Origin of the sequence: Azohydromonas australica DSM 1124, assembly GCF_000430725.1 — a bacterium.
In the GTDB taxonomy this organism is placed as follows: domain Bacteria; phylum Pseudomonadota; class Gammaproteobacteria; order Burkholderiales; family Burkholderiaceae_C; genus Azohydromonas; species Azohydromonas australica.
The window spans coordinates 31,159-52,751 of the sequence record NZ_KE387203.1; the positions used below are offsets into that span (position 1 = coordinate 31,159).

The window sequence follows — 21,593 nt, forward strand, 5'->3', positions numbered from 1 at the left end:
CCGAAGCTGAAAACGGGTGCGGTTCGACGGCTCGACGCCCTGCCCCACACCCGTCTCCAGTACCTGCGCTCAGCGCCGCGCCGCGCGCCGCACGCCGCCGATGCGCTGCACCTGCTGCAGCACCTGCGCCAGCCGCGCCGCGTCGTTGACCTCGACGGTGATGTTCATACGCGTGCTGCCGCCGTGCACGTCGCGCACCGACTGCATCTGCATGTCCGTGACCTTCATCTTCTCCTTGGCGAAGAGCTCGGAGATGTCGCGCAGCAGCCCGGGACGGTCCGCGGCTTCCACGGTCACGCCCACCGGGTACAGCGCGGCCTTGTCGCCGCGCGGCTTGCCCCACGCCACGGCGATGACGCGCTCGGGCGCCTGCTGCGCGGCGTGGCGGAAGTTCACGCAGTCGGCCCGGTGCACCGCCACGCCCTTGCCGCGGGTGACGAAGCCGGCGATGGCATCCGGCGGCGCCGGGCGGCAGCAACGCGCGAGGTTCGTGAGCAGCGATTCCACGCCCACCACCAGCACGCCGCCGCGCGGGCCACCTTCGGGCGCGGTGGCGCGCTTGGTGACGAGTTCTTCCAGCGGCGGCGCCGGCTCGGCCGGGCGCAGCAGCTGCTCGATGTTGCGCAGCGAGTACTCGTCCTTGCCTACCACCTCGAACAGCGCGTCGGCGCTCCTGAAGCCCAGCCGCGAGGCCAAGTCTTCAAGTTTGAGCGCCGTGCGGCCCTCGCGCTGCAGCAGCTTCTCCACCGCCTCGCGTCCGCGGGCGATGGTGTCGCGCTGCGCCAGCGCGTTGAACCACGCGCGCACCTTGGAGCGCGCCCGCGGGCTGGCGAGATAGCACAGCTCCGGGTTGAGCCAGTCCAGCGACGGGCCGCCCTCCTTGGTCGCGCTGACCTCCACCGTCTGCCCGCTGCGCAGCGGCGTGTTCAGCGGCACCAGCGCCCCGTCCACGCGCGCGCCGCGGCAGCGGTGGCCGAGGTCGGTGTGCACCGCGTAGGCAAAGTCCACCGGCGTGGCGCCGGCGGGCAGCTCCACCACGGTGGCCTGCGGCGTGAAGACGTAGATGCGGTCGAAGGCGCCGGGCTCGCCGGCCTGCACGAAGTCCCGCTCCCAGGCCAGCAGCTGGCGCAGCACGGCCTTGCGCGCCTCGGCCACGCGCTCCTCGAACTCGCCCGCGGCGCTGACACCGGCGTAGCCGCGCGCACCCGCCTCCTTGTAGGCCCAGTGCGCCGCGACGCCGTACTCGGCATGCTCGTGCATGGCGCGGGTGCGGATCTGCACCTCCACCGGCCGGTCCTCGTCGTCGAGCACCACCGTGTGCAGCGACTGGTAGCCGTTGGCTTTGGGCTTGGCGATGTAGTCGTCGAACTCGCCTTCCAGCGGCCGGTAGCGCTCGTGCACGCGCGCCAGCGCCGCATAGCACTGCGGCACGTCGTCCACCACCACGCGCAGCGCACGCAGGTCCAGCACGCGCTCGAAGCCCAGCCGCTTGCCCTGCATCTTTTTATAGATGCTGTAGATGTGCTTGGGCCGCCCCTGCACGCTGGCGTGGATGCCGACCTCGGCCAGCTCCTGCGCCAGCTCGGCGCGGAAGCGCTCCACGCCCTGCTCGCGCTCGCTGCGCTTCTCGTGCAGCAGCGTGGCGATGCGCTTGTACTCGGCCGGCTGCAGGAAGCGGAAAGCCAGGTCCTCCAGCTCCCATTTGATCTGCCAGATGCCCAGCCGGTTGGCCAGCGGCGCGAACACGTGCTGCGACTCCAGCGCCAGGTCCTGCGGACACGGCAGCTTGCTCGCGGCGTACCAGCGCAGCGTCTGCAGCCGCGAGGCCAGGCGCAGCAGCACCACACGCAGGTCGCGCGAGAAGGCCAGCAGCATCTTGCGCACGCGCTCGGTCTGCAGCGCGCGCGCGGGCTCCTCCACGCGCGCCTGGCGCGCCGCGCGCTGGATCTGCACCAGCTGCCGCGTGTGGCTCACCAGCCCGGCATAGGACGCGCCGAAGGCCTTCTCCAGCACCTCCTCGGGCTTCTGCAGGTAGTCGCTGGCGTAGACCAGGTAGGCGGCGGCCTGCATCGCCGGCGCCGCGCCGATGCTGCGCAGCACCGCGCACACGCCGTCCGCGTGCGCGAGCACGTCCTCGCCGGTGTCCAGGGCGCGCTGCCACAGCAGCGGCTCGGCGAAGGCCCGCGCGCGCTGCAGCGCCAGCAGCCCGGCGTCCTCGGGCGACAGCGCCCCTTCGGCGGAGGCCGGCATCTCCGGCAGCTCCGCCAACTCAACGATAGTCGCCGGCCGCGCCGTGACCCATTCCGATTGCAGGCTTCTCATGGGGACAACAGGAAATCGCGCACCGCCTCGACCTGGTCGGGCTGCACCAGCATCGGCGCGTGGCCCACGCCCTCGAACTCGACCAGCTTCGCGCGCGGGCCGCGCTGCGTCATCGCCTGCGCGGCGGCATGCGACAGCAGGTCCGACTCCGCGCCGCGCAGCAGCAGCACCTGGCAGCGCAGTGCCTCATAGGCATGCCACAGCGCCGCGTTGCCGGCCGCGACCGACTCCGGCGTAACCGTCTTGAACACCTCGGCGATGCTCAGGTCGTAGTGCAGCGTGAAGCCCGAGCCCTCGGCCTTGAGCTGCGGCCGGCACAGCGCCAGCCATTGCTCGGCCGTGTGCGGGCCGAAGCCCTCAGCGATGCTGCGCAGGAACGCCGCAGCCTCCTCCTCGCTGTCCCAGTACCGCTTCTCGCCGACGTAGTCGGCAATGCGCAGCAGGCCTTCGTACTCCAGCGACGGGCCGACGTCGTTGAGCACCATGCGCCGCAGCGGCGCGCCCGCCAGCGAGCCCAGGCCCATGCCGATGAGCCCGCCCATGGACGTGCCCACCCAGTCGATCTCGCGTGCATCCAGCCGCGCCAGCAGGTTGACCATGTCCGAAACGTAGAAGGGCACGCTGTAGCCGCCCGGATCCTGCAGCCAGTCGGAGTGGCCGCGGCCGAGCACGTCCGGGCACACCACGCGGTATTCATGGCACAGGGCGCGCGCAAGGGTGTCGAAGTCGCGCCCCTGGCGCGTGAGGCCGTGCACGCACACCAGCACGCGCTCGTTGGCCGGGTCGCCCCACTCCCAGCACGCCATGCGGTAGAGCGCGCCGGGGCGCAGGCAGGGCACGTGAATCAGCCTCGGCGAATCGTTCATGATGGCTCCCGTTTGTCTTTGAACCATCGTATCAACCCAAGGAGGCCATTCATGCTCAAGGCAAAGACCGCCCTCGTCACCGGATCCACCAGCGGCATCGGGCTGGGCATCGCCAAGTGCCTGGCGCAACAAGGCGCCAACATCGTGCTCAACGGCTTCGGCGACAGCGAGGCAGCGCTGGCCGAGGTTCGCGCCCTCGGCACCCGGGTGTCGTACCACGGTGCCGACATGAGCAAGCCCGCGGAGATCGAGGCGATGGTGAAAGCGGCCGAGGCCGAGTTCGGCGCGGTGGACATCCTGGTCAACAACGCCGGCATCCAGCACGTGGCGGCGGTGGAGGATTTCCCGACCGAGAAATGGGACGCCATCCTGGCCATCAACCTGAGCTCGGCCTTCCACACTACGCGGCTGGCGCTGCCGGGCATGAAGCAGCGCGGCTGGGGCCGCATCATCAACCTGGCTTCCGTGCACGGCCTGGTGGCTTCGGCGCAGAAGTCGGCCTACGTGGCGGCCAAGCACGGGCTGGTGGGCTTCACCAAGTCCGTGGCGCTGGAGACGGCCACCACGCCCGTGACCGTCAACGCCATTTGCCCGGGCTGGGTGCTGACGCCGCTGGTGGAAAAGCAGGTGCAGGCCCGCGCACAGGCCGACGGCGTGGAGTTCGAGGAGGCCAAGCGCCGACTGCTGGGCGACAAGCAGCCTTCCATGCAGTTCACCACCCCCGAGCAGCTCGGCGAGCTGGCGGTGTTCCTGTGCTCGCGCGCGGCCGACAACATCCGCGGCGTGGCCTTCAACGTCGACGGCGGCTGGGTCGCTCAATAAATGATGCCGGCGCGCGAGGCGCCGACTGCAAGGCGTCCGCGCCGCCGGCCCGCGCTCACTCCATCTGGATCGAGCCGGTGACCATGGCGTTGACCTGTCCGCGCCCCGGCTCCACCGGCAGCGCCTCGTCGGCCGCTGACGCGGCCATGGTCTTGGCCCGCATCATCGGCACCGGCGGCATCGGCGCGTCGGTGTTGAGCTGCACCTCGCGCAGGCTCCAGCGGTTGAAGCCGAACTGGCGCGTGACCTCATCGGCGCGCTTCTTGTAGCGCTCGATGGCGCGCGCGCCGACCTCGGACTCGACCTGCTCCCGCGCCTCGCGCGAGAGCGAGTAGCCCACCCGCGCGATGCTCATGCTGCTGATGCGCGGCGCCAGCTGCGCGATGACCGTCATGTCGCGGCCCTCCACGGTCAGCTCCGTGCTGCCCTGCCAGCCGTTGATGCCGCCCTTGGGGTTGTAGCGCGGGTAGACCGACAGGTTGCCCGCGCGCAACTCGACCTGCCCGGGCTTGGCCACCCTGCGCGCCTCGGCCAGCGCGGCGTCCAGCGCCTGGCGCAGCGCCGACTGCACCGCCGAGGCGTCGGTGCCCTCGCGCGTGGTGCTGAAGCTCAGCGTCAGCCAGTCGTTGGGCACGTCCATGCTGGCGGCGGCGCTGAGCGTGAGCACGCGCTGCGGCGTCGGCAGCAGCGGCTGCGATTGCGCCTGCGCCAGCGCCGGGCTCAGGGCTGCGAGGCCCAGCCAGGAAGCAAGGACAAAATCTCTGATCATGTGGGAACACTCCAAAGAGGGGGGTAGAAAATCGCATCGAAGGATGGCGGAACGACACTCTGTAACGCTTCTGGGCCCGCCTTGAAGGCCGAAAGAGTTGTAACAGAGGTGCGAAACGCGCCGAAACCCCGGCGTCAACTTGTTCACAATGCCGCCGTTACAAATAGGGAGTCCGTTATGAACACCCCTGCAAATCCTCGTCCGGACCGTGTCGTCGTCGTCGATGACGACGCGCGCATCCGCGATCTGCTGCGCCGCTATCTGACGCAGGAAGGCTTTGAGGTTCTGCTGGCCGAAGACGCCAAGGCGCTCAACCGCGTGCTCACGCGCGAAACCATCGACCTCATCGTGCTGGACCTGATGCTGCCCGGTGAGGACGGCTTGTCGATCTGCCGGCGCCTGCGCGCCGCCAACGACTCCACGCCCATCATCATGCTCACCGCCAAGGTGGAGGACGTGGACCGCATCGTCGGCCTGGAAGTCGGCGCCGACGACTACCTGCCCAAGCCCTTCAACCCGCGCGAGCTGCTCGCGCGCATCCACGCCGTGCTGCGCCGGCGCCCCGCGCTGGAAGCGCCGGGTGCGCCGTCCAAGGAGCCGCAGGTCGTGAACTTCGGCCCCTTCGAGTTCGACCTCTCGCTGCGCCGCCTCACCAAGGACGGCGAGCAGATGGCGCTGACCACGGGCGAGTTCTCGATGCTCAAGGCGCTGGTGCGGCATCCGCGCCAGCCGCTGTCGCGCGACAAGCTGGCGCAGCTGGCGCGGGGCCGCGAGTTCGAGCCCTTCGACCGCAGCCTGGACGTGCAGATCTCGCGCCTGCGCAAGATGATCGAACCCGACCCGGCGCAGCCGCGCTACATCCAGACGGTCTGGGGTGTGGGCTATGTCTTCGTCCCCGATGGCGCAAGCTGACATCGGTCCATCCACGCCCGAGGCCGAGGGCACGACGCGGCAGCCCCCGGCGCCGTCCGCCAAGCAAAGCAGCCTGCGCCGCCGCCTGCGCCGGCTGCTGCCGCGAACCACCACCCGGCGCCAGCGCCAATCCCTGGCGCTGAGCCTGTTCTGGCGCACCTTCTTCCTGCTGGCGCTGCTGCTGGGCGGCGGCATCTTCGCCTGGGTGCAGACGCTGCGCGCGCTGGAGCTGGAGCCGCGCGCGGTGCAGTCGGCGCAGCAGATCGCCAGCCTCGTCAACCTCTCCCGCGCGGCACTGCGCTACTCCGACAGCATCCACCGCGTCGCCGTCGTCAAGACGATGAGCGAGGAGGAGGCGGTCAAGGTCCTGCCGCGCGAGCCCGGCCACCGCTGGGAACCCTTCGAGACCGACCGCTTCACGCGCCGCATCGGGCGCGAGCTGCGCGCGCGGCTGGACGAGGACACCATCCTCGCCCGCAGCGTCAACGGCGTGGACGGCCTCTGGGTGGGCTTCACCATCGAGAAGGACGCCTACTGGCTGCAGGCCGAGGCCAACCGCGTGTACCCGCTCACCGGCGGCACCTGGTTCGTCTGGGTGGGCATCGCCTTCATCGCCACGCTGCTGGGCTCGGCGGCCATCGCCCGGCTGATCAACCAGCCGCTGCGCGACCTGTCCTTCGCCGCCAGCCGCATCCGCGAGGGCGAGTACGAGTCGCAGCTCGACGAGAACACGCTCACCAGCGAGATCCGCGAGGTGAACATGGGCTTCAACCGCATGGCGCGCGAGCTGGCCAAGGTGGAGGAAGACCGCGCCGTGATGCTCGCCGGCATCTCGCACGATCTGCGCACCCCGCTGGCGCGGCTGCGGCTGGAGGCCGAGATGAGCGTGCAGGACGAGGAAGCGCGCCGCAACATGGCCATGGACATCGACCAGCTCGACGCGATCATCGACAAGTTCATGGACTACGCCCGCCCGGGCGACGCGCCGCTGGTGCCGGTGAACCTGTCGGCGCTGATCGAGCGCGAGGCCGCCGCCTTCCGCGATCCCACGCAGATCCGCATCAGCGCCCGCGTGGCGATCGACCTGATGGTGCTGGCCGACGACACCGAGCTCGGCCGCGTCTTCGCCAACCTGTTCGAGAACGCACGCCGCTACGGCCGCGGCGAGGGCGGCGGCCCCGCGCTGGTGATGGTGAGCTACACGCGCAGCGGTCCCTGGGTGATCGTGAGCGTGCGCGACCACGGCCCCGGCGTGCCGCCGGCGCGCCTGGCGCAGCTGACCACGCCCTTCTACCGCGGCGACACCGCCCGCACCGCCGCCACCGGCGCCGGCCTGGGCCTGGCGATCGTGGACAAGTCGCTGCAGCGCATGGGCGGCCGGCTGGAGCTGGCCAATGCGCCCGAAGGCGGGCTCATCGCGCACGTGCGGCTGAAGCGGGCGCCTTGAGCCCGCGCCTGGGGCGCCGGCCCGCGGCTCACGCCGCCCGGCGCCTCAGGCCTTGCACAGCAGGCACACCGCCCGCGCCTCGATCGCCCGCTTCTCCCCCACCGGCCCCAGCTTCTCGGCCGTCTTGGCCTTGACGTTGACGCGCTCGGCCCCGATGCCCAGCACCTGCGCGACGCGCTCGCGCATGGCCTGGATGTGCGGCGCGAGCTTGGGCGCCTGGGCCACGATGGTCGAGTCCACGTTCACGATCTCCCAGCCCTCGGCCCGTACCCGGCGCGTGGTCTCGGCCAGCAGCACGGCGGAATCGGCGCCCTTGAAGGCGGCGTCGGTGTCCGGGAAGTGGCGCCCGATGTCGCCCAGCCCCGCCGCGCCCAGCAGCGCGTCGGTGAGCGCGTGCAGCAGCGCGTCCGCGTCCGAGTGGCCCAGCAGCCCGTGCGTGTGCGGCACGGTGATGCCGCCCAGCACCAGCGGGCGGCCTTCCACCAGCTGGTGCACGTCCCAGCCCTCGCCGATGCGAAGCAGAGGGATCACCGCGCGCCTGTCGCTCGGCTCAGTGGCGGCAACGGCAGCGGCTTGCGCCAGGGAGGGGTCGGATGCGGGCGTCATGGTCTGCAGCAGTCTTTCCGCCAGCCCGAAATCGGCCGGCCAGGTCAGTTTGAAATTCTCCAGCGCCCCCGGCACCAGCCTCGGGCGCAGGCCCAGCGACTCGATCGCGCTGGCCTCGTCGGTGACGGCATCGCCCGCTTCGGTCAGCGCGCGGCGCAGCAGCCCGATGCGGAACATCTGCGGCGTCTGCGCCGCCCACTTCGCCTGCCGGTCGATGGTGGCGGCGACGCGCCCGCCCTCTTCCTGCTTGAGCGTGTCGGCCACCGGCAGCGCCAGCAGCCCGCCCACCTCGTCCTGTTCGCAGGACTCGATCAGGCTCATCACCCACGCCGGTCGCACCAGGCAGCGCGCCGCGTCGTGCACCAGCACCCAGTCGTCTGGCGCGGCGCCGCGCGCGAGCAGTTCTTCCAGCCCGGCCGCCACGGTCGCGGCGCGGGTGGCGCCGCCGCGATGGGCGCTCCAGATGCGGGCATCGCCGCGCCAGCCCGGCACGGCGGCATCGAACTGGTCGCCGTCGTCGGGCGCCAGCACCACCAGCGTGGCCGTCAGGCGCGGCACGCGCGCGAGCGCGTGCAGGGTGTGGGCCACCAGCGTGCGGCCGGCGATGGAAACGTACTGCTTGGGACGGTCGGCGCCGGAGCGGCTACCGGTGCCGGCGCAGGGCACGAGCGCGTAGCAGCGCGGCGCTGGCCCATGAACGAGGGAGGTCATCGGGTGCGGATTCTAGAATTTGCCCCCCGCCCGCCCCGGGCGCGCCTCCTGCTGCAAGCCCCCTCACGATGCAACTGCCCGCCATCGCCCCCGGCAAACGATTCACGCTGCCGCGCCCGCCAGGTTCGGCCGATGCTCTGCTGCTGGCACGCCACGCGCGCCGGCTCGCCAACGCGAAGCAGCTCCTGGGCATCGTGACCGCCGACCCCGCCGACGCGCCGCGCCTGGCCGACGAACTGGTGTTCTTCGAGCCGGGGCTGCGCGTCGCCGTGTTTCCGGACTGGGAGACGCTGCCCTACGACAGCTTCAGCCCGCACCAGGACCTGATCTCCGAGCGCTTGGCCACGCTCTGGCGCATCCTGCAGAAGGACGTGGACGTGGTGCTGCTGCCCGCCACCACGGCGCTGGCCCGCTTGGCGCCGCCCTCTTTCCTGGCCGCCTACACCTTCCACTTCAAGCAGAAGCAGAAGCTCGACGAGGCCTCGCTCAAGTCGCAGCTGACGCTGGCGGGCTACCAGCACGTCAGCCAGGTGGTGTCGCCGGGCGAGTACGCCGTGCGCGGCGGGCTCATCGACCTCTTTCCCATGGGCTCGGCTGTGCCCTACCGGGTGGACCTGTTCGGCGACGAGGTGGACTCCATCCGCACCTTCGACCCCGACAGCCAGCGCAGCCTGTACCCCGTGCCGGAAGTGCGGCTGCTGCCCGGGCGCGAGTTCCCGATGGACGATGCGGCCCGCACCGCCTTCCGCGCCCGCTGGCGCGAGCGGCTGGAAGGCGACCCCACGCGCTCGCGCATCTACAAGGACATCGCCGCCGGCGTCGCCAGCGCCGGCATCGAGTACTGGCTGCCGCTGTTCTTCGACCAGGTCGCCGACATCTTCGAGTACCTGGGCGAGCAGGCCGCACTGGTGCTGCACGGCGAGGTCGATGCCGCGCTGCAGCGCTTCTGGACCGACACCCGCGAGCGCCACCGCTTCCTGCAGCACGACGCCGAGCGCCCGCTGCTGCCGCCCGAAACCCTCTTCCTGCGCGTCGAGGATTTCTATGGGCGCGCCAACACGCACGCCACGCTGGCGCTGCGCGGCACGGACGAGACCGACTGGGCCCGCCCCGCCCCCGACGTCAGCGTGGACCGCGGCGCCACGGAGCCGCTGGCGCGGCTTGAAGCCCACCTGCGCGAAACCGGCGCGCGCGTGCTGCTGGTGGCCGAGAGCGAGGGCCGGCGCGAGAGCCTGCTGGACCTGCTGCGCGACCACCGCATCGAGGTGCCCAGCGTCGCCACGCTGGCCGAGTTCGAGGCCGGCAAGGAAAAGGTCGCCATCACCGCCGCGCCGCTGGCCGCGGGCTTCACATGGCACGAAGCCGCGGAAGGCACGCTGCTGGAGTTCCTGACCGAGACCGAGCTCTTCGCCGCCGCGGGCGGCGGGGCGCGGCGGCGGCGCAAGCAGGAGCAGGTCAGCAACGTCGACGCGCTGATCAAGGACCTGTCGGAGCTGAAGGTCGGCGACCCGGTGGTGCACGCCAACCATGGCATCGGGCGCTACCAGGGGCTGCTGAACATCGACCTGGGCGACGGCCCCTCGGAGTTCCTGCACCTGGAGTACGCGGACAAGGCCACGCTGTACGTGCCGGTGTCGCAGCTGCAGCTGATCAGCCGCTACACCGGCGTCAGCCCGGACGAGGCGCCGCTGCACAAGCTGGGCTCGAACCAGTGGGACAAGGCCAGGCGCAAGGCCGCCGAGCAGGTGCGCGACACCGCCGCCGAGCTGCTCAACCTCTACGCCCGCCGCGCCGCGCGCGAGGGCCACGCCTTCCGCTTCTCGCCGCACGACTACGAGGCCTTCGCCGCCAGCTTCGGCTTCGAGGAGACGCCGGACCAGCGCGCCGCCATCCACGCGGTGATCCAGGACCTGATCTCGCCGAAGCCGATGGACCGCCTGGTGTGCGGCGACGTGGGCTTCGGCAAGACGGAAGTGGCGCTGCGCGCCGCCTTCGTGGCCGTCACCGGCGGCAAGCAGGTCGCGCTGCTGGCGCCCACCACGCTGCTGGCCGAGCAGCATTACCAGAACATCAGCGACCGCTTCGGCAAGTGGCCGGTGCGCGTGGCGGAGATGAGCCGCTTCCGCTCCGCCAAGGAGATCAAGGCGGCGATGGCGGGCCTCGCGGACGGCACCATCGACATCGTCATCGGCACGCACAAGCTGCTGAGCCAGGACGTGAAGTTCAAGCGCCTGGGCCTGCTGATCATCGACGAGGAGCACCGCTTCGGCGTGCGCCACAAGGAGGCGATGAAGGCCATGCGCGCCGAGGTGGACGTGCTCACGCTCACCGCCACGCCGATCCCGCGCACGCTGGGCATGGCGCTGGAGGGCCTGCGCGACCTGTCCGTCATCGCCACGGCGCCGCAGCGGCGGCTGGCGATCAAGACCTTCGTGCGCGGCGAGAGCCAGGGCGTGATCCGCGAGGCCGTGCTGCGCGAGCTCAAGCGCGGCGGGCAGGTGTACTTCCTGCACAACGAGGTCGAGACCATCGAGGCACGCCGCGCCAAGCTGGCCGAGCTGCTGCCCGAGGCGCGCATCGCCGTGGCGCACGGCCAGATGCCCGAGCGCGAGCTGGAGCGCGTGATGCGCGACTTCGTGGCCCAGCGCCACAACCTGCTGCTGTGCTCGACCATCATCGAGACCGGCATCGACGTGCCCAGCGCCAACACCATCGTCATCAGCCGCGCCGACAAGTTCGGCCTGGCGCAGCTGCACCAGCTGCGCGGCCGCGTGGGCCGCAGCCACCACCAGGCCTATGCCTACCTGATGGTGCCGGACCTGGAGGGCCTGACCAAGCAGGCCGCGCAGCGCCTGGAGGCGATCCAGGCCATGGAGGAGCTGGGCAGCGGCTTCTACCTTGCCATGCACGACCTGGAGATCCGCGGCGCCGGCGAGGTGCTGGGCGAGAACCAGAGCGGGAACATGCAGGAGGTGGGCTTCCAGCTCTACAACGACATGCTCTCCGAGGCGGTGAAGTCGCTGAAGGCCGGGCGCGAGCCGGACCTGCTCAGCCCCTTCGGCGCCACCACCGAGATCAACCTGCACGCCCCCGCGCTGCTGCCGGACAGCTACTGCGGCGACGTGCACACGCGGCTGAACCTCTACAAGCGCCTGGCCACGGCGGAGAAGGCCGAGACCATCGACACGCTGCTGGAGGAGGTGACGGACCGCTTCGGCAAGCTGCCGCCGCAGGGCCAGACCCTGTTCGACACGCACCGCCTGCGCGTGCTGGCCAAGCCCTACGGCGTGCTGAAGATCGACGCCGCGCCGGCGGCGATGGTGATCAGCTTCCGGCCGGACGCGCCCATCGACCCGATGCGGATCATCGAGCTGGTGCAGAAGAACCGGCACATCAAGCTCGCAGGCAACGACAAGCTGCGCATCGAGCGCGCCACGCCCGAGCCGCGCGACCGCGCGCAGTTCATCCGCGACGTGCTGCGCTCGCTGGGGACGCCGGTGCGGGCCGAGGCGTGAGCGGGGCAGCCCGGATAATCGCGGGTTTTGCCTGACCGACGCCGAAGCCCTCATGTCCACTGCTCCCCTCGCCTTCGCCCCCGGCCTCACCGTCCGCGGCTTCACGCCGCCGCTGCAGCTGCGCGACTTCGGCCTGATCGCCTTTGACATGGACTCGACGCTGATCAACATCGAGTGCATCGACGAGGTGGCCGACGCCGCCGGGCGCAAGGCCGAGGTGGCGGCCATCACCGAGGCCTCCATGCGCGGCGAGATCACCGACTTCAAGGAAAGCCTGCGCCGCCGCGTCGCCATGCTCCAGGGCGTGCCGGCGCAGTTCCTGCACGAGGTGTTCGAGCAGCGCCTGAAGCCCAACCCCGGCGCCAAGGAACTCATCGACGCCTGCCGCGCCGCGGGCCTGAAGACGCTGCTGGTCTCCGGCGGCTTCACCTTCTTCGCCGAGCGCGTGTGCTCGCTGCTGGGCATCGACTACGCGCGCTCCAACGTGCTGGAGATCGTGGACGGCCACCTCACCGGGCGCCTGGTGGACCAGGACTGGGGCGACATCTGCGACGGCGCCGAGAAGCGCCGCATGCTGCTGGCCACCTGCGAGCAGCTGGGCATCGCGCCCTCGCGCGCCATCGCCATGGGCGACGGCGCCAACGACCTGCCCATGATGGGCGCCGCCGGCCTGTCGGTGGCCTACCACGCCAAGCCCAAGGTGCGCGAGCAGGCCATGGTTTCCATCGAGGAAGGCGGCCTGGACCGGCTGCTGGAGCTGGTCCGGCCCTGACGCCGCCTTCGCGGGCCACTCGCGGCCCGCCTGCAACGCGGCCTTCATCCGGCTGCCATCGGCACTTGGCGGCAGCCTGGGACCGTGCCAGGCGTGACAGTCTTCACGCCACTTGCCGCCGCGTGCGGGCCCGGGCCCGGCACCTTGACGGCGCCGGGGCGGTGCGGAAAAAGGCGTCGCTACGATGCGCTGGACCCTACCGCCGCCGTGTGCATTGCGCACACGGCCGCCTGCCGCGCCGATGTCCACCGAGTTCCCCTCCGCCGTCCCGCACGCACCGACCCCGGCCGAGCCTCGGCGCGAAGCGCTGGTGCTGGCCTTCGGCGCGCTGCTGATCGTGGCGCTCACCGCCGCGGCGGCGCTGATGCTGTGGCGCGGTCGCGAGGACAGCCTCGCGACCTGGCGGCTGTACATGCAGAACTTCTCGGCCACCGCGGCCGAGCACGCCACGCAGACGCTCAAGACCGCCGATTACGCGCTGGGCAGCATCGTGGACCACGTGCAGTCCAAGGGCGTGGACAGCGAGGCGGCGCTGCGCGAGCTGGCGCGCTCCCGGGCGCTGTACGACTTCATCCACGAGCGCGCCGCCGAGCTGCCGCTGCTGGACGTGGCCACCATCGTGGCGCTGGACGGCCAGGTGCTGAGCTTCAGCCGCAGCTTCCCGCCGCCGGACATCAACCTCGCCGACCGCGACTACCACCAGGCCCACGTCGCCGACCCCTCGCTGCTGCTGTACGTCTCCGTGCCGGTGAAGAACCGCGGCACCGGGCGCTGGACCTTCTACCTGGCGCGCAAGATCCATTCGCCTTCGGGCCAGCCCATCGGGCTGGCGCTGGCGGGCATCCAGTCCAGCTACTTCGAGCAGTTCTACCGCTCGATCAACCTCTCCGAGAGCGACACCGCCATCCTGCTGCTGCGCAACGACGGCCAACTGTTGGCGCGCCACCCGCCACGGCCCGAGGCGCTGGGCATGTCCTACCGCAACGCGCCGTCCATGCGGGCGCTGGCCGAGGCGGCGGCACAGGGCGGCAAGGCGGCCACCGTCAGCACCAGCGCGCCGCGCACTTCCGATCCCAGCGACACCGAGCCGCGCATGGTCACGGCGCACGTGGTGGACGGCTTTCCGCTGGCCGTGAGCATCACCACCCGGGAAAAGCTGATGCTGAGCCAGTGGCACGAGACGGCGTGGCTGGGCGGCATCGCGCTGCTGGTGCTCGACGGCGCCATTGCCGCGGCCACGCTCTATATCCACTGGCTGCTGCGCCGGCGCCGCGCCGAGCTGCGCCAGCTCGACGCCGCGCGCAACGCCGCCGAGGCTGCGGCGGCGCTGAAGTCGCGCTTCCTGGCCAACCTCAGCCACGAGGTGCGCATGCCCCTGCAGGGGATGCTGGGCATGACGCGCCGGCTGCTGGAGTCGCCGCTGCAGCCGGGTCAGCGCCAGCAGGCGCAGATCATCGAGCGCTCGGGGCGGCTGCTGCTGGGCGTGATCGACGAGGTGCTGGACATCTCGCAGCCCGGCGCCATGGGGCTGGCGCTGGAGCCGGTGCACGTGGACCTGGCCCGCTTGGCGCGCGACTGCATCGCCCTGTTCGAGCCGCAGGCCCGCCTCAAGGGCCTGGCCCTGCACCTCGAGGTGGACGCTCCCGCGCAGGACACGCAGGTGCTGGTCGATCCGCTGCGGCTGAGCCAAGTGCTCAACCACCTGCTGTTCAACGCCGTGAAGTCCACGGCCGCGGGCAGCGTGACGCTGCGCATCGTCCAGGGCATGCCGGGGCGCTGGACCTTCGGCGTGCGCGACACCGGCGTCGGCCTTGCGCTGCAGCAGCGCGTCCAGCTGGCCGAGCTGAAGCCGGGAGACGAGGCGGCGGACGCCGCTCACCCCGGCGGGCCGGAGCTGGGCCTGCACGCGGTGCGGCGCCTGGTGCAATTGCTGGGCGGCACGCTGGACGCGCGCGGCACGCCGGGCCGAGGCGCGGAGCTGTGGTGCGAGCTGCCGCTGGCGGCGGTGGAGAAGGAAGCCGCCGTGCTCGACAAAAGCGTTCCCGCACGCCCGTCCGAAGCGGCCGTCCACTGACCCGCCCCGCTGCGCCGGCTCAGCGCATGCCGGCCTGCAATCCCAAGACGCCCACCAGCGCCACGAACAGCAGCAGCGACACCCCCTTCCAGAACACCACCGGATGCCGCTCGATCAGCGCCGGGCGGCGCTGGTGCAGGAATTCCGGGCTGGGGTGGTGCAGGTCGTGCACAAATTCGTCCACGTCGCCCTGCCGCAACGCCGGCTCGGGTTGCACCGCCTTGCGGATGGCCTCGTCGACCCACGCCGGCAACTCGGGCCGGATTTCCCGCAGCGGGGCGTAGTCCAGTTTCTTCTGTGCTGCGAGGCTGCGCGTCTTGGCCACCTCCAGCCCGTAAGGCAATCGCCCGCCCAGCATTTGATAAGCGAGCACGGCCAGGGAAAACAAGTCCGCGCGTGACGTGCCCTCCTCCCCCAGGAAATATTCGGGTGCCGTGTATTGCGCAGTGCCCAGAATCTCGTGGCCGCGGTCCGATGCGGCGCCGTCCACGATACCCGCCACCCGCACCGCGCCGAAATCGATGATCTTCACCGTGCCCGTGGCGTCGATCAGCACGTTTTCCGGCCTCAAATCCTGGTGCAGCATTTCCAGGCGGTGAAAGGCGCGCAGCCCCTTGGCGATCTGTGCCACCAGGCCGCGCACGGTGTCCAGGTCCGGGCGCGGGTGGTCGATCATCCACTGCGCCAGCGTGTTGCCCTCCACATATTCCATGGCCACGAACAGGTGCCGGCGCGGACGCGCTGTGGTGCAGGGTTTCAGCACGTGGGCGCTGTGGATGCGGCGGGCGATCCATTCTTCGAGCAGGAAACGCTCTCGGTAGGCCGGGTCGGACTGCAGGTCGATGGACGGGGTTTTCAGCGCCACCAGGGCCTGGGTCTGCTCGTCCTGCGCCAGGTAGATATGGCTGCGGCTGCTGCCATGGATTTCGCGCAGGATGCGGTAGCCGTCCAGCACCATGCGCGGCTCCAGAATCGGCGGGGCCGGCAATTCCGCCGCCTGTCGCTGCAGGTCGCCAGCCTGCGGATCGGGCAATTGCTCCACCCGCAGCAGCTGCACCGTCAGGTTGTCCGGGCTGCCGCGCCGGTGCGCCTCCTCGACAATATGCCGGGCGGCCAGGTCCAGGCTGGAATCGCCCGCCACGGCCGCCAGGATGAATTCATCCGGCACGTGCTCGTAGACGCCGTCGGTGGCGAGTAAAAAGGTATCACCCGGCTCCAGCGAGAAGCTGCGGTAATCCACCTCCAGGTGTCCGCCGATGCCCAGCGCTCGGCCCAGGTAACTCTCCTGGGGCGAAATGTGGACCCGGTGGTCCTGCGTCAATTGCTCCAGCGCCTGGGCGTGCAGTTTGTAGACGCGGCAGTCACCGACGTGGAACAGGTGCGCCGTGGTGGATTTCAGCACCAGCGCGCTCAGCGTGCAGACATGGCCGCGGTCCTTGTCGTAGCGGCCCTGCCCTTGCTGGGTCTGCGCATAGAGCCAGGAATTGGTGGCGGCCAGCACGCGCTCCACCGAGGTTTTCACGGACCAGGCGTCGGCCGTGCAGTAATAGTCCTCCAGCAGGCTGCGCACTGCCGTCTGGCTGGCAATCTGGCTAAATTCGCTGCTGCTGATGCCGTCGGCAATCGCCATCACCACGCCTTTGCTCGCCCGCTGCGCTTCGCGCGGCAGGCAGGCGCCGTGGAAATCCTGGTTCGTGGGCTTGCGGCCCTTGTCCGAATACTGGCCGATGGCGACCTGGAGCTGTGCTTGCATAAAAAAACAGCCTCAACCCGGGCCGGGTTGAGGCTTCATGCGTGGGGTGTGGAATATTTCTTTTGATGAACGGTCAGGCCAGCTTGCGCTTCGGTGCGGTCTTGATGTGGGTGGCGTACAGCGTTAGGCCGGTGAAGGCCAGGCCGCCCACCAGGTTTCCCAGCACGGTGGGAATCTCGTTCCAGATCAGATAATCCATGAGCGAGAAATGACCGCCCAGCAGCAGGCCGGTGGGGAACAGGAACATGTTCACCACCGAATGCTCGAAAGCCATGGCGAAGAACAGCATGATGGGCATCCACATCGCGACGACCTTGCCGCCCACGGTGGTGGAAATCATGGCGCCGACCACGCCGGTGGACACCATCCAGTTGCAGAGCATGCCGCGCACGAACAGGGTCAGCATGCCGTAGAAACCGTACTGGGCATAACCCAGCGTACGGTTTTCACCAATCACGCCGATGGTATGTCCCACCTTGCTGGGCTCGGTCTGGAATCCGTTGGTGAAGACAATGGACATCAGCACCGCCACGGTCAGCGCACCCAGGAAATTGCCCAGGAACACGATGCCCCAGTTCTTGAGCACGCCCTTAAGCGTGACGCCCGGGCGCTTGTCGATCAGCGCCAGCGGCGTGAGCACAAACACGCCGGTGAGCAGGTCGAAGCCCAGCAGGTACAGCATGCAGAAACCCACCGGGAACAGCATGGCGCCAAAAATTGGCGAGCCCGTCTGCACCGACACAGTCACGGCAAACACCGCTGCCAGCGCCAGAATGGCGCCGGCCATGTAGGCGCGGATCAGCGCATCGCGCGTCGCCATGTGAATCTTGGATTCACCGGCATCGACCATCTTGGTCACGAATTCCGAGGGAACGATATAAGCCATGGTACTTCCTCAGGCTGTCCAATATTTGTGCCAGGCGCCCGCTCAGGCGGCGACGCAGACCGTGCCGCCCTGCAGGCGCACGGGATAGGCTTTCACGGAGTTTTCGGGCATTTCCAGGCACTCGCCGGTGGCGAGGTCGAAATGCTGCTTGTAGATGGGCGAGGCCACGACGATGCGCGCCCCCAGGTTGCCCACCAGCCCGCGCGAAAGCACGCTGGCCTGGGAATTGGGATCGAAATTGTCGATGGCGTAGAGGCGCTGAACGTCGTCCTCGACGCGGAACACCGCCACGTGCCGGTCCTGCACCAGGGCGCAGACGCCGGTATTGGGCACGATGTCCTCGACGGCACACACGGGGGTCCAGGTGGTGTTTTCCATTTTCTGGTTCCTCAAGTATTCAGATTCGTGGCTCAAGCCGTCTCGCCCGCCGCGGCATTTTCGGAGCGGCTGGACAATTTTTCCCACTTCTCCTCCGGCGTGGCCGGACGGATCTGGCCGCGCTCCTGGATGAAAATCACGTTGCGATCGCCCTGCTCGCTGTTGACGAACTGGCGGAAACGCTTGCGGGTTTCAGGCGTGGTGACCGCGCTCTTCCATTCGCACTGGTAGGTATTCACCACGTGCTGCATGTCGGCCTCCAGCTCCGCGGCAATGCCGAGCTTGTCCTGGAGCACGACCTGCTTCAGGTAATCCAGCCCGCCTTCGAGGTTGTCGCGCCACACGCTGGTGCGCTGCAGCCGGTCCGCGGTACGCACGTAGAACATCAGGAAACGGTCGATATAGCGGATCAAATCGGCCTTGGACAAATCGGAGGCCAGCAATTCGGCGTGGCGCGGCTTCATGCCACCGTTGCCGCACACATAAAGGTTCCAGCCCTTGTCCGTGGCAATCACGCCCACGTCCTTGCCCTGGGCCTCGGCACACTCGCGCGTGCAGCCCGAAACCCCGAATTTGATCTTGTGCGGCGCACGCAGGCCCTTGTACCGGTTCTCCAATTCCACCGCGAGGCCGACGCTGTCGTCCACGCCATAACGGCACCAGGTCGAGCCCACGCAGGATTTCACCGTGCGCAGCGACTTGCCGTAGGCATGGCCGGATTCGAAGCCGGCGGCGATCAGCTCTTCCCAGATCAGCGGCAGCTGCTCGACGCGGGCGCCAAACAGGTCCACACGCTGGCCGCCGGTGATCTTGGTGTAGAGACCGTATTTCTTGGCCACTTGGCCCACAGCAATCAAACCGTCCGGCGTGACCTCGCCACCGGCCATGCGCGGCACGACGGAATAGGTGCCGTCCTTCTGGATGTTGCCCAGGAAATAGTCGTTGGAATCCTGCAGGCTGGCGTGCTCCTTCTTCAGCACGAAATCGTTCCAGACCGAGGCAAAAATGCTGCCGGCCACCGGCTTGCAAATGTCGCAGCCCAGCCCCTGGCCATGCTTGGCCAGCAGCTCTTCGAAGGTCTTGATCTTGCCAACCTTGATGAGGTGGAACAGCTCCTGGCGCGAATAGGCGAAGTGCTCGCACAGGTGGTTGTTCACCGCCACGCCGAGTTTCTTCATCTCGGCCTTCATCACCTGGGTCACCAGCGGCACGCAGCCGCCGCAGGTCATGCCGGCCTTGGTGCAGCTTTTCAGCTCGCCGATGGTATTCACGCCGCTGGCCACAGCCTGGCACAGCATGGCCTTGGTCACGCTGTTGCACGAGCAGATCTGCGCGGAATCCGGCAGCGCGTCCGCGCCCAGGGCGGGTTTGGCTTGGCCGTCGGATTGCGGCAGGATCAGGAATTCCGGGTCCTTGGGCAATTCGATGCGGTTGAGCATCATCTGCAGCAGGGTGCCGTATTCGCCGGCGTCGCCCACCAGCACCGCGCCCAGCAGCTGCTTGCCGTCCTCGGACACGACGATTTTCTTGTAGACCTGCTTGCGCTCGTCCGTGAATTGGTAGGCGCGGCTGTTTTTGGTATTGCCCAGGGCATCGCCCACGCTGGCCACGTCCACGCCCATGAGCTTCAGCTTGGTGCTCAGGTCGGCGCCGTTGAAATCGGCCTCTTCGCCGGCCAGCGTTTTCGCGACCACGCGCGCCATGTCGTAGCCCGGGGCCACCAGACCGAAAACCTGGCCGTTCCAGGAGGCGCACTCACCGATGGCGAAAACGTCCGCGTCGTTGGTGCGGCACTGGTTGTCGATCACGACGCCGCCACGGGCGCCGATATTCAGGCCGCACTGTCGCGCCAGCTCGTCGCGCGGACGGATGCCGGCGGAAAACACGATCATGTCGGTTTCCAGGTGCGTGCCGTCGGCAAACACCATGCGGTGCCGGGCGTTTTCGCCGGCGATGATTTCCACCGTGCTTTTCTGGGTATGCACCTGCACGCCCAGGTCCTCGATCTTGTTGCGCAGCACGCGCCCGCCGGCGTCGTCCACCTGCACCGCCATCAGGCGCGGCGCGAATTCGACCACGTGCGTCTGCAGTTTCATGTCGCGCAGCGCCTTGGCGCATTCCAGGCCCAGCAAACCGCCGCCGACCACCACGCCGCTGGTGGAACGGCGTCCGCATTCGAGCATCGCCTCCAGGTCCTCGATGGTGCGGTAGACGAAGCAGTCGTCGCGGTCCTTGCCCGCAATGGGCGGCACGAAGGGATAGGAACCGGTGGCGATGACGAGTTTGTCGTAGGGCAGCACGTCGCCGCTGGACACCGTCACCGTCTTGTTTTCGCGGTCGATGGCGGTGGCGCGGGCATTGAGCTTGAGCAGCAGGTTGTCGCGGTCGAAGAAACCGGGCGGCACCAGCGACAACTCCTCCGCGGCCTTGCCGGCGAAGAATTCGGACAGGTGCACGCGGTCATATGCCGGACGCGGCTCCTCGCACAGCACGGTGATTTCCGCGTGGTGAATGCCGGCGTCGAACAGGCTTTCCAGGAATTTCTGTCCCACCATGCCGTGGCCGATAACGAGGATCTTCATGGGCTTCTCGATGCGAGGGTTTCAAGTGCACCCGCCTGGGGCAGGCACTGCGAAAAGGGAATAAGGCCCCGAACGCGCCAATTCCGGAAACAGCCCATGCAGCGGCCTGACGACCCATCCGGGCCGGTCATGGAGGGAATTGGGGGTTGGGGAATTGCAATGCCTCGCGTCGTCGTGACGCTGCAGCAGGCGCACCTCGTTGTGGCCTGGGGGCTGACCGGCTGACAAATGCCGCGCCCCGGTGCATTGCGTTGAGAGTGCTCAACCTTTCGCAATAGCCATGCCAGCAGGATTCAAGGGGGAGATCCCTGTGAAACCCGCTTCAAGCGCACCAATGCCGCCCGCAACGCACCAATGCGACGCAAGCGGCGTCCGCGCAGCCGACGGGACACGCACGAACATGGCGCCGCGCGGACCCGCTTCAGCCCAAGGCACCGCGACGCCGCGCCGGGCCCCTGGCGCGCGCTGATGGCAAGTGCTTCGGCCAAGCCGGCTGGCGGGTTCAGCAAACACGACGAATCGTGAAATCCGTCACGTTATGGAGACAGCTGCCCGTGTAAAACCAAAAGATGCGTTCCCGAAGAACCTTGTGAGATCGGGAGCTTTGCCCCTTGGTTCGACCCTTCATTTGCTTGCCGGCGGGCCACGCGCGGAAAGGCGCTTTTCGCAGCGGGGAACCGTCATTTCCATGAACCACAAACATCGGCCCTTCCTTCTCCGGGAATTGCAGTTTCCCAAGTACCTCTGGGCCCTCACGGCGGTGTACGGCTTGGCCACTTTCGGGCTGTGCGTACACAACGCCGAGTTCCTGGCCTATTACCCGAACATGCCGGAGGAGATGACGCACGAGGTCGTCTATCTGGCGTGGATGGGGCTGACCGTGGTCGGGCTGGCTGTCGTGCCCTTCTACATGCTGAGCCTGGGCGTGATGGCGGCGTTCGTCCTGGCGCTGTACGGCCTGCTTGGCCTGTCGAGCCTGGCCCACTACTCCCTGGGGGCACTGGAAGAGCACACGCTGGCAGCCAACCTGCTGATCATGTTCCAGGGCTTCAGCGGCCTGGTGCTGGCCGTCCGGGCGGTGCGCGAGACCTTCAAGCAGGCGCGCCGGCACGCGCACCGCGGCGCCTACGGCGCGGCGGTCAAGCACGACCCCCGGCTGTCCAACCGCTGAGCGCGGC

Annotated in this window: 15 protein-coding genes; 7 read left to right on the plus strand and 8 right to left on the minus strand. The window is 69.0% G+C overall.

From position 1 onward, the window contains the following. Positions 1–69: 69 nt before the first annotated feature. A complete protein-coding gene (locus tag H537_RS0119280) occupies positions 70–2,250 on the minus strand; it encodes a RelA/SpoT family protein (RefSeq protein ID WP_238446735.1) in 2,181 nt (726 codons plus the stop codon). Between the two features lie 68 nt (positions 2,251–2,318). Beyond that, positions 2,319–3,188 (minus strand): alpha/beta fold hydrolase, encoded by an 870-nt coding sequence (locus H537_RS0119285; protein ID WP_028999124.1) that lies wholly within the window; start codon positions 3,186–3,188, stop codon positions 2,319–2,321. Positions 3,189–3,239: 51 nt separating this feature from the next. Here H537_RS0119285 and H537_RS0119290 point away from each other — a divergent pair, with 51 nt between their 5' ends. After that, positions 3,240–4,010 carry a 3-hydroxybutyrate dehydrogenase gene (locus H537_RS0119290; RefSeq protein WP_028999125.1) on the plus strand — a complete coding sequence of 257 codons (771 nt, stop codon included), beginning with the start codon at positions 3,240–3,242 and terminating at the stop codon, positions 4,008–4,010. 55 nt (positions 4,011–4,065) lie between these two features. On the opposite strand, the gene H537_RS0119295 is transcribed toward H537_RS0119290, so the two are convergent. Beyond that, the gene (locus H537_RS0119295) at positions 4,066–4,779 is read right to left on the minus strand and encodes an SIMPL domain-containing protein (protein WP_028999126.1); all 714 of its coding nucleotides are present in this window, start codon (positions 4,777–4,779) and stop codon (positions 4,066–4,068) included. Between the two features lie 177 nt (positions 4,780–4,956). Between H537_RS0119295 and ompR the strand changes: the two genes are divergently transcribed. Beyond that, the gene (gene ompR / locus H537_RS0119300) at positions 4,957–5,691 is read left to right on the plus strand and encodes an osmolarity response regulator transcription factor OmpR (RefSeq protein ID WP_028999127.1); all 735 of its coding nucleotides are present in this window, start codon (positions 4,957–4,959) and stop codon (positions 5,689–5,691) included. After that, on the plus strand, positions 5,663–7,138 hold the full coding sequence (locus H537_RS0119305) for a sensor histidine kinase family protein (RefSeq protein ID WP_238446736.1): 1,476 nt from the start codon (positions 5,663–5,665) through the stop codon (positions 7,136–7,138). The genes ompR and H537_RS0119305 overlap by 29 nt, the downstream gene beginning before the upstream one ends. Positions 7,139–7,183: 45 nt before the next feature. Here H537_RS0119305 and ispF read toward each other — a convergent pair whose 3' ends face one another. Continuing rightward, positions 7,184–8,455 (minus strand): 2-C-methyl-D-erythritol 2,4-cyclodiphosphate synthase, encoded by a 1,272-nt coding sequence (ispF, locus tag H537_RS56555; RefSeq protein ID WP_028999129.1) that lies wholly within the window; start codon positions 8,453–8,455, stop codon positions 7,184–7,186. Positions 8,456–8,523: 68 nt separating this feature from the next. Here ispF and mfd point away from each other — a divergent pair, with 68 nt between their 5' ends. The 3 genes from mfd to H537_RS0119325 all read left to right on the plus strand — a co-directional run bounded on the left by mfd (position 8,524) and on the right by H537_RS0119325 (position 14,816). Beyond that, positions 8,524–11,970: a transcription-repair coupling factor gene (gene mfd, locus H537_RS0119315; RefSeq protein ID WP_028999130.1), complete on the plus strand. Its 3,447-nt coding sequence runs from the start codon at positions 8,524–8,526 to the stop codon at positions 11,968–11,970. 52 nt (positions 11,971–12,022) lie between these two features. Then, entirely contained in the window at positions 12,023–12,742 is a 720-nt protein-coding gene (serB, locus tag H537_RS0119320) for a phosphoserine phosphatase SerB (protein ID WP_028999131.1), read from the plus strand. A gap of 241 nt (positions 12,743–12,983) precedes the next feature. Further along, the gene (locus tag H537_RS0119325; RefSeq protein ID WP_028999132.1) at positions 12,984–14,816 is read left to right on the plus strand and encodes a sensor histidine kinase; all 1,833 of its coding nucleotides are present in this window, start codon (positions 12,984–12,986) and stop codon (positions 14,814–14,816) included. Between the two features lie 19 nt (positions 14,817–14,835). Here the strand turns inward: H537_RS0119325 and H537_RS0119330 are convergent, their stop codons facing one another. The 4 genes from H537_RS0119330 to nirB form a co-directional block, all read right to left on the minus strand. Next, entirely contained in the window at positions 14,836–16,569 is a 1,734-nt protein-coding gene (locus H537_RS0119330) for a bifunctional protein-serine/threonine kinase/phosphatase (protein ID WP_028999133.1), read from the minus strand. Between the two features lie 73 nt (positions 16,570–16,642). Beyond that, the gene (locus tag H537_RS0119335; protein ID WP_028999134.1) at positions 16,643–17,455 is read right to left on the minus strand and encodes a formate/nitrite transporter family protein; all 813 of its coding nucleotides are present in this window, start codon (positions 17,453–17,455) and stop codon (positions 16,643–16,645) included. A 42-nt stretch (positions 17,456–17,497) separates the two neighbouring features. Beyond that, positions 17,498–17,833: a nitrite reductase small subunit NirD gene (nirD, locus tag H537_RS0119340; protein WP_028999135.1), complete on the minus strand. Its 336-nt coding sequence runs from the start codon at positions 17,831–17,833 to the stop codon at positions 17,498–17,500. 32 nt (positions 17,834–17,865) lie between these two features. Continuing rightward, positions 17,866–20,415 carry a nitrite reductase large subunit NirB gene (nirB, locus tag H537_RS0119345; RefSeq protein ID WP_028999136.1) on the minus strand — a complete coding sequence of 850 codons (2,550 nt, stop codon included), beginning with the start codon at positions 20,413–20,415 and terminating at the stop codon, positions 17,866–17,868. 688 nt (positions 20,416–21,103) lie between these two features. Here nirB and H537_RS0119355 point away from each other — a divergent pair. Beyond that, positions 21,104–21,586 (plus strand): hypothetical protein, encoded by a 483-nt coding sequence (locus H537_RS0119355; protein WP_156901861.1) that lies wholly within the window; start codon positions 21,104–21,106, stop codon positions 21,584–21,586. Positions 21,587–21,593: the final 7 nt, after the last annotated feature.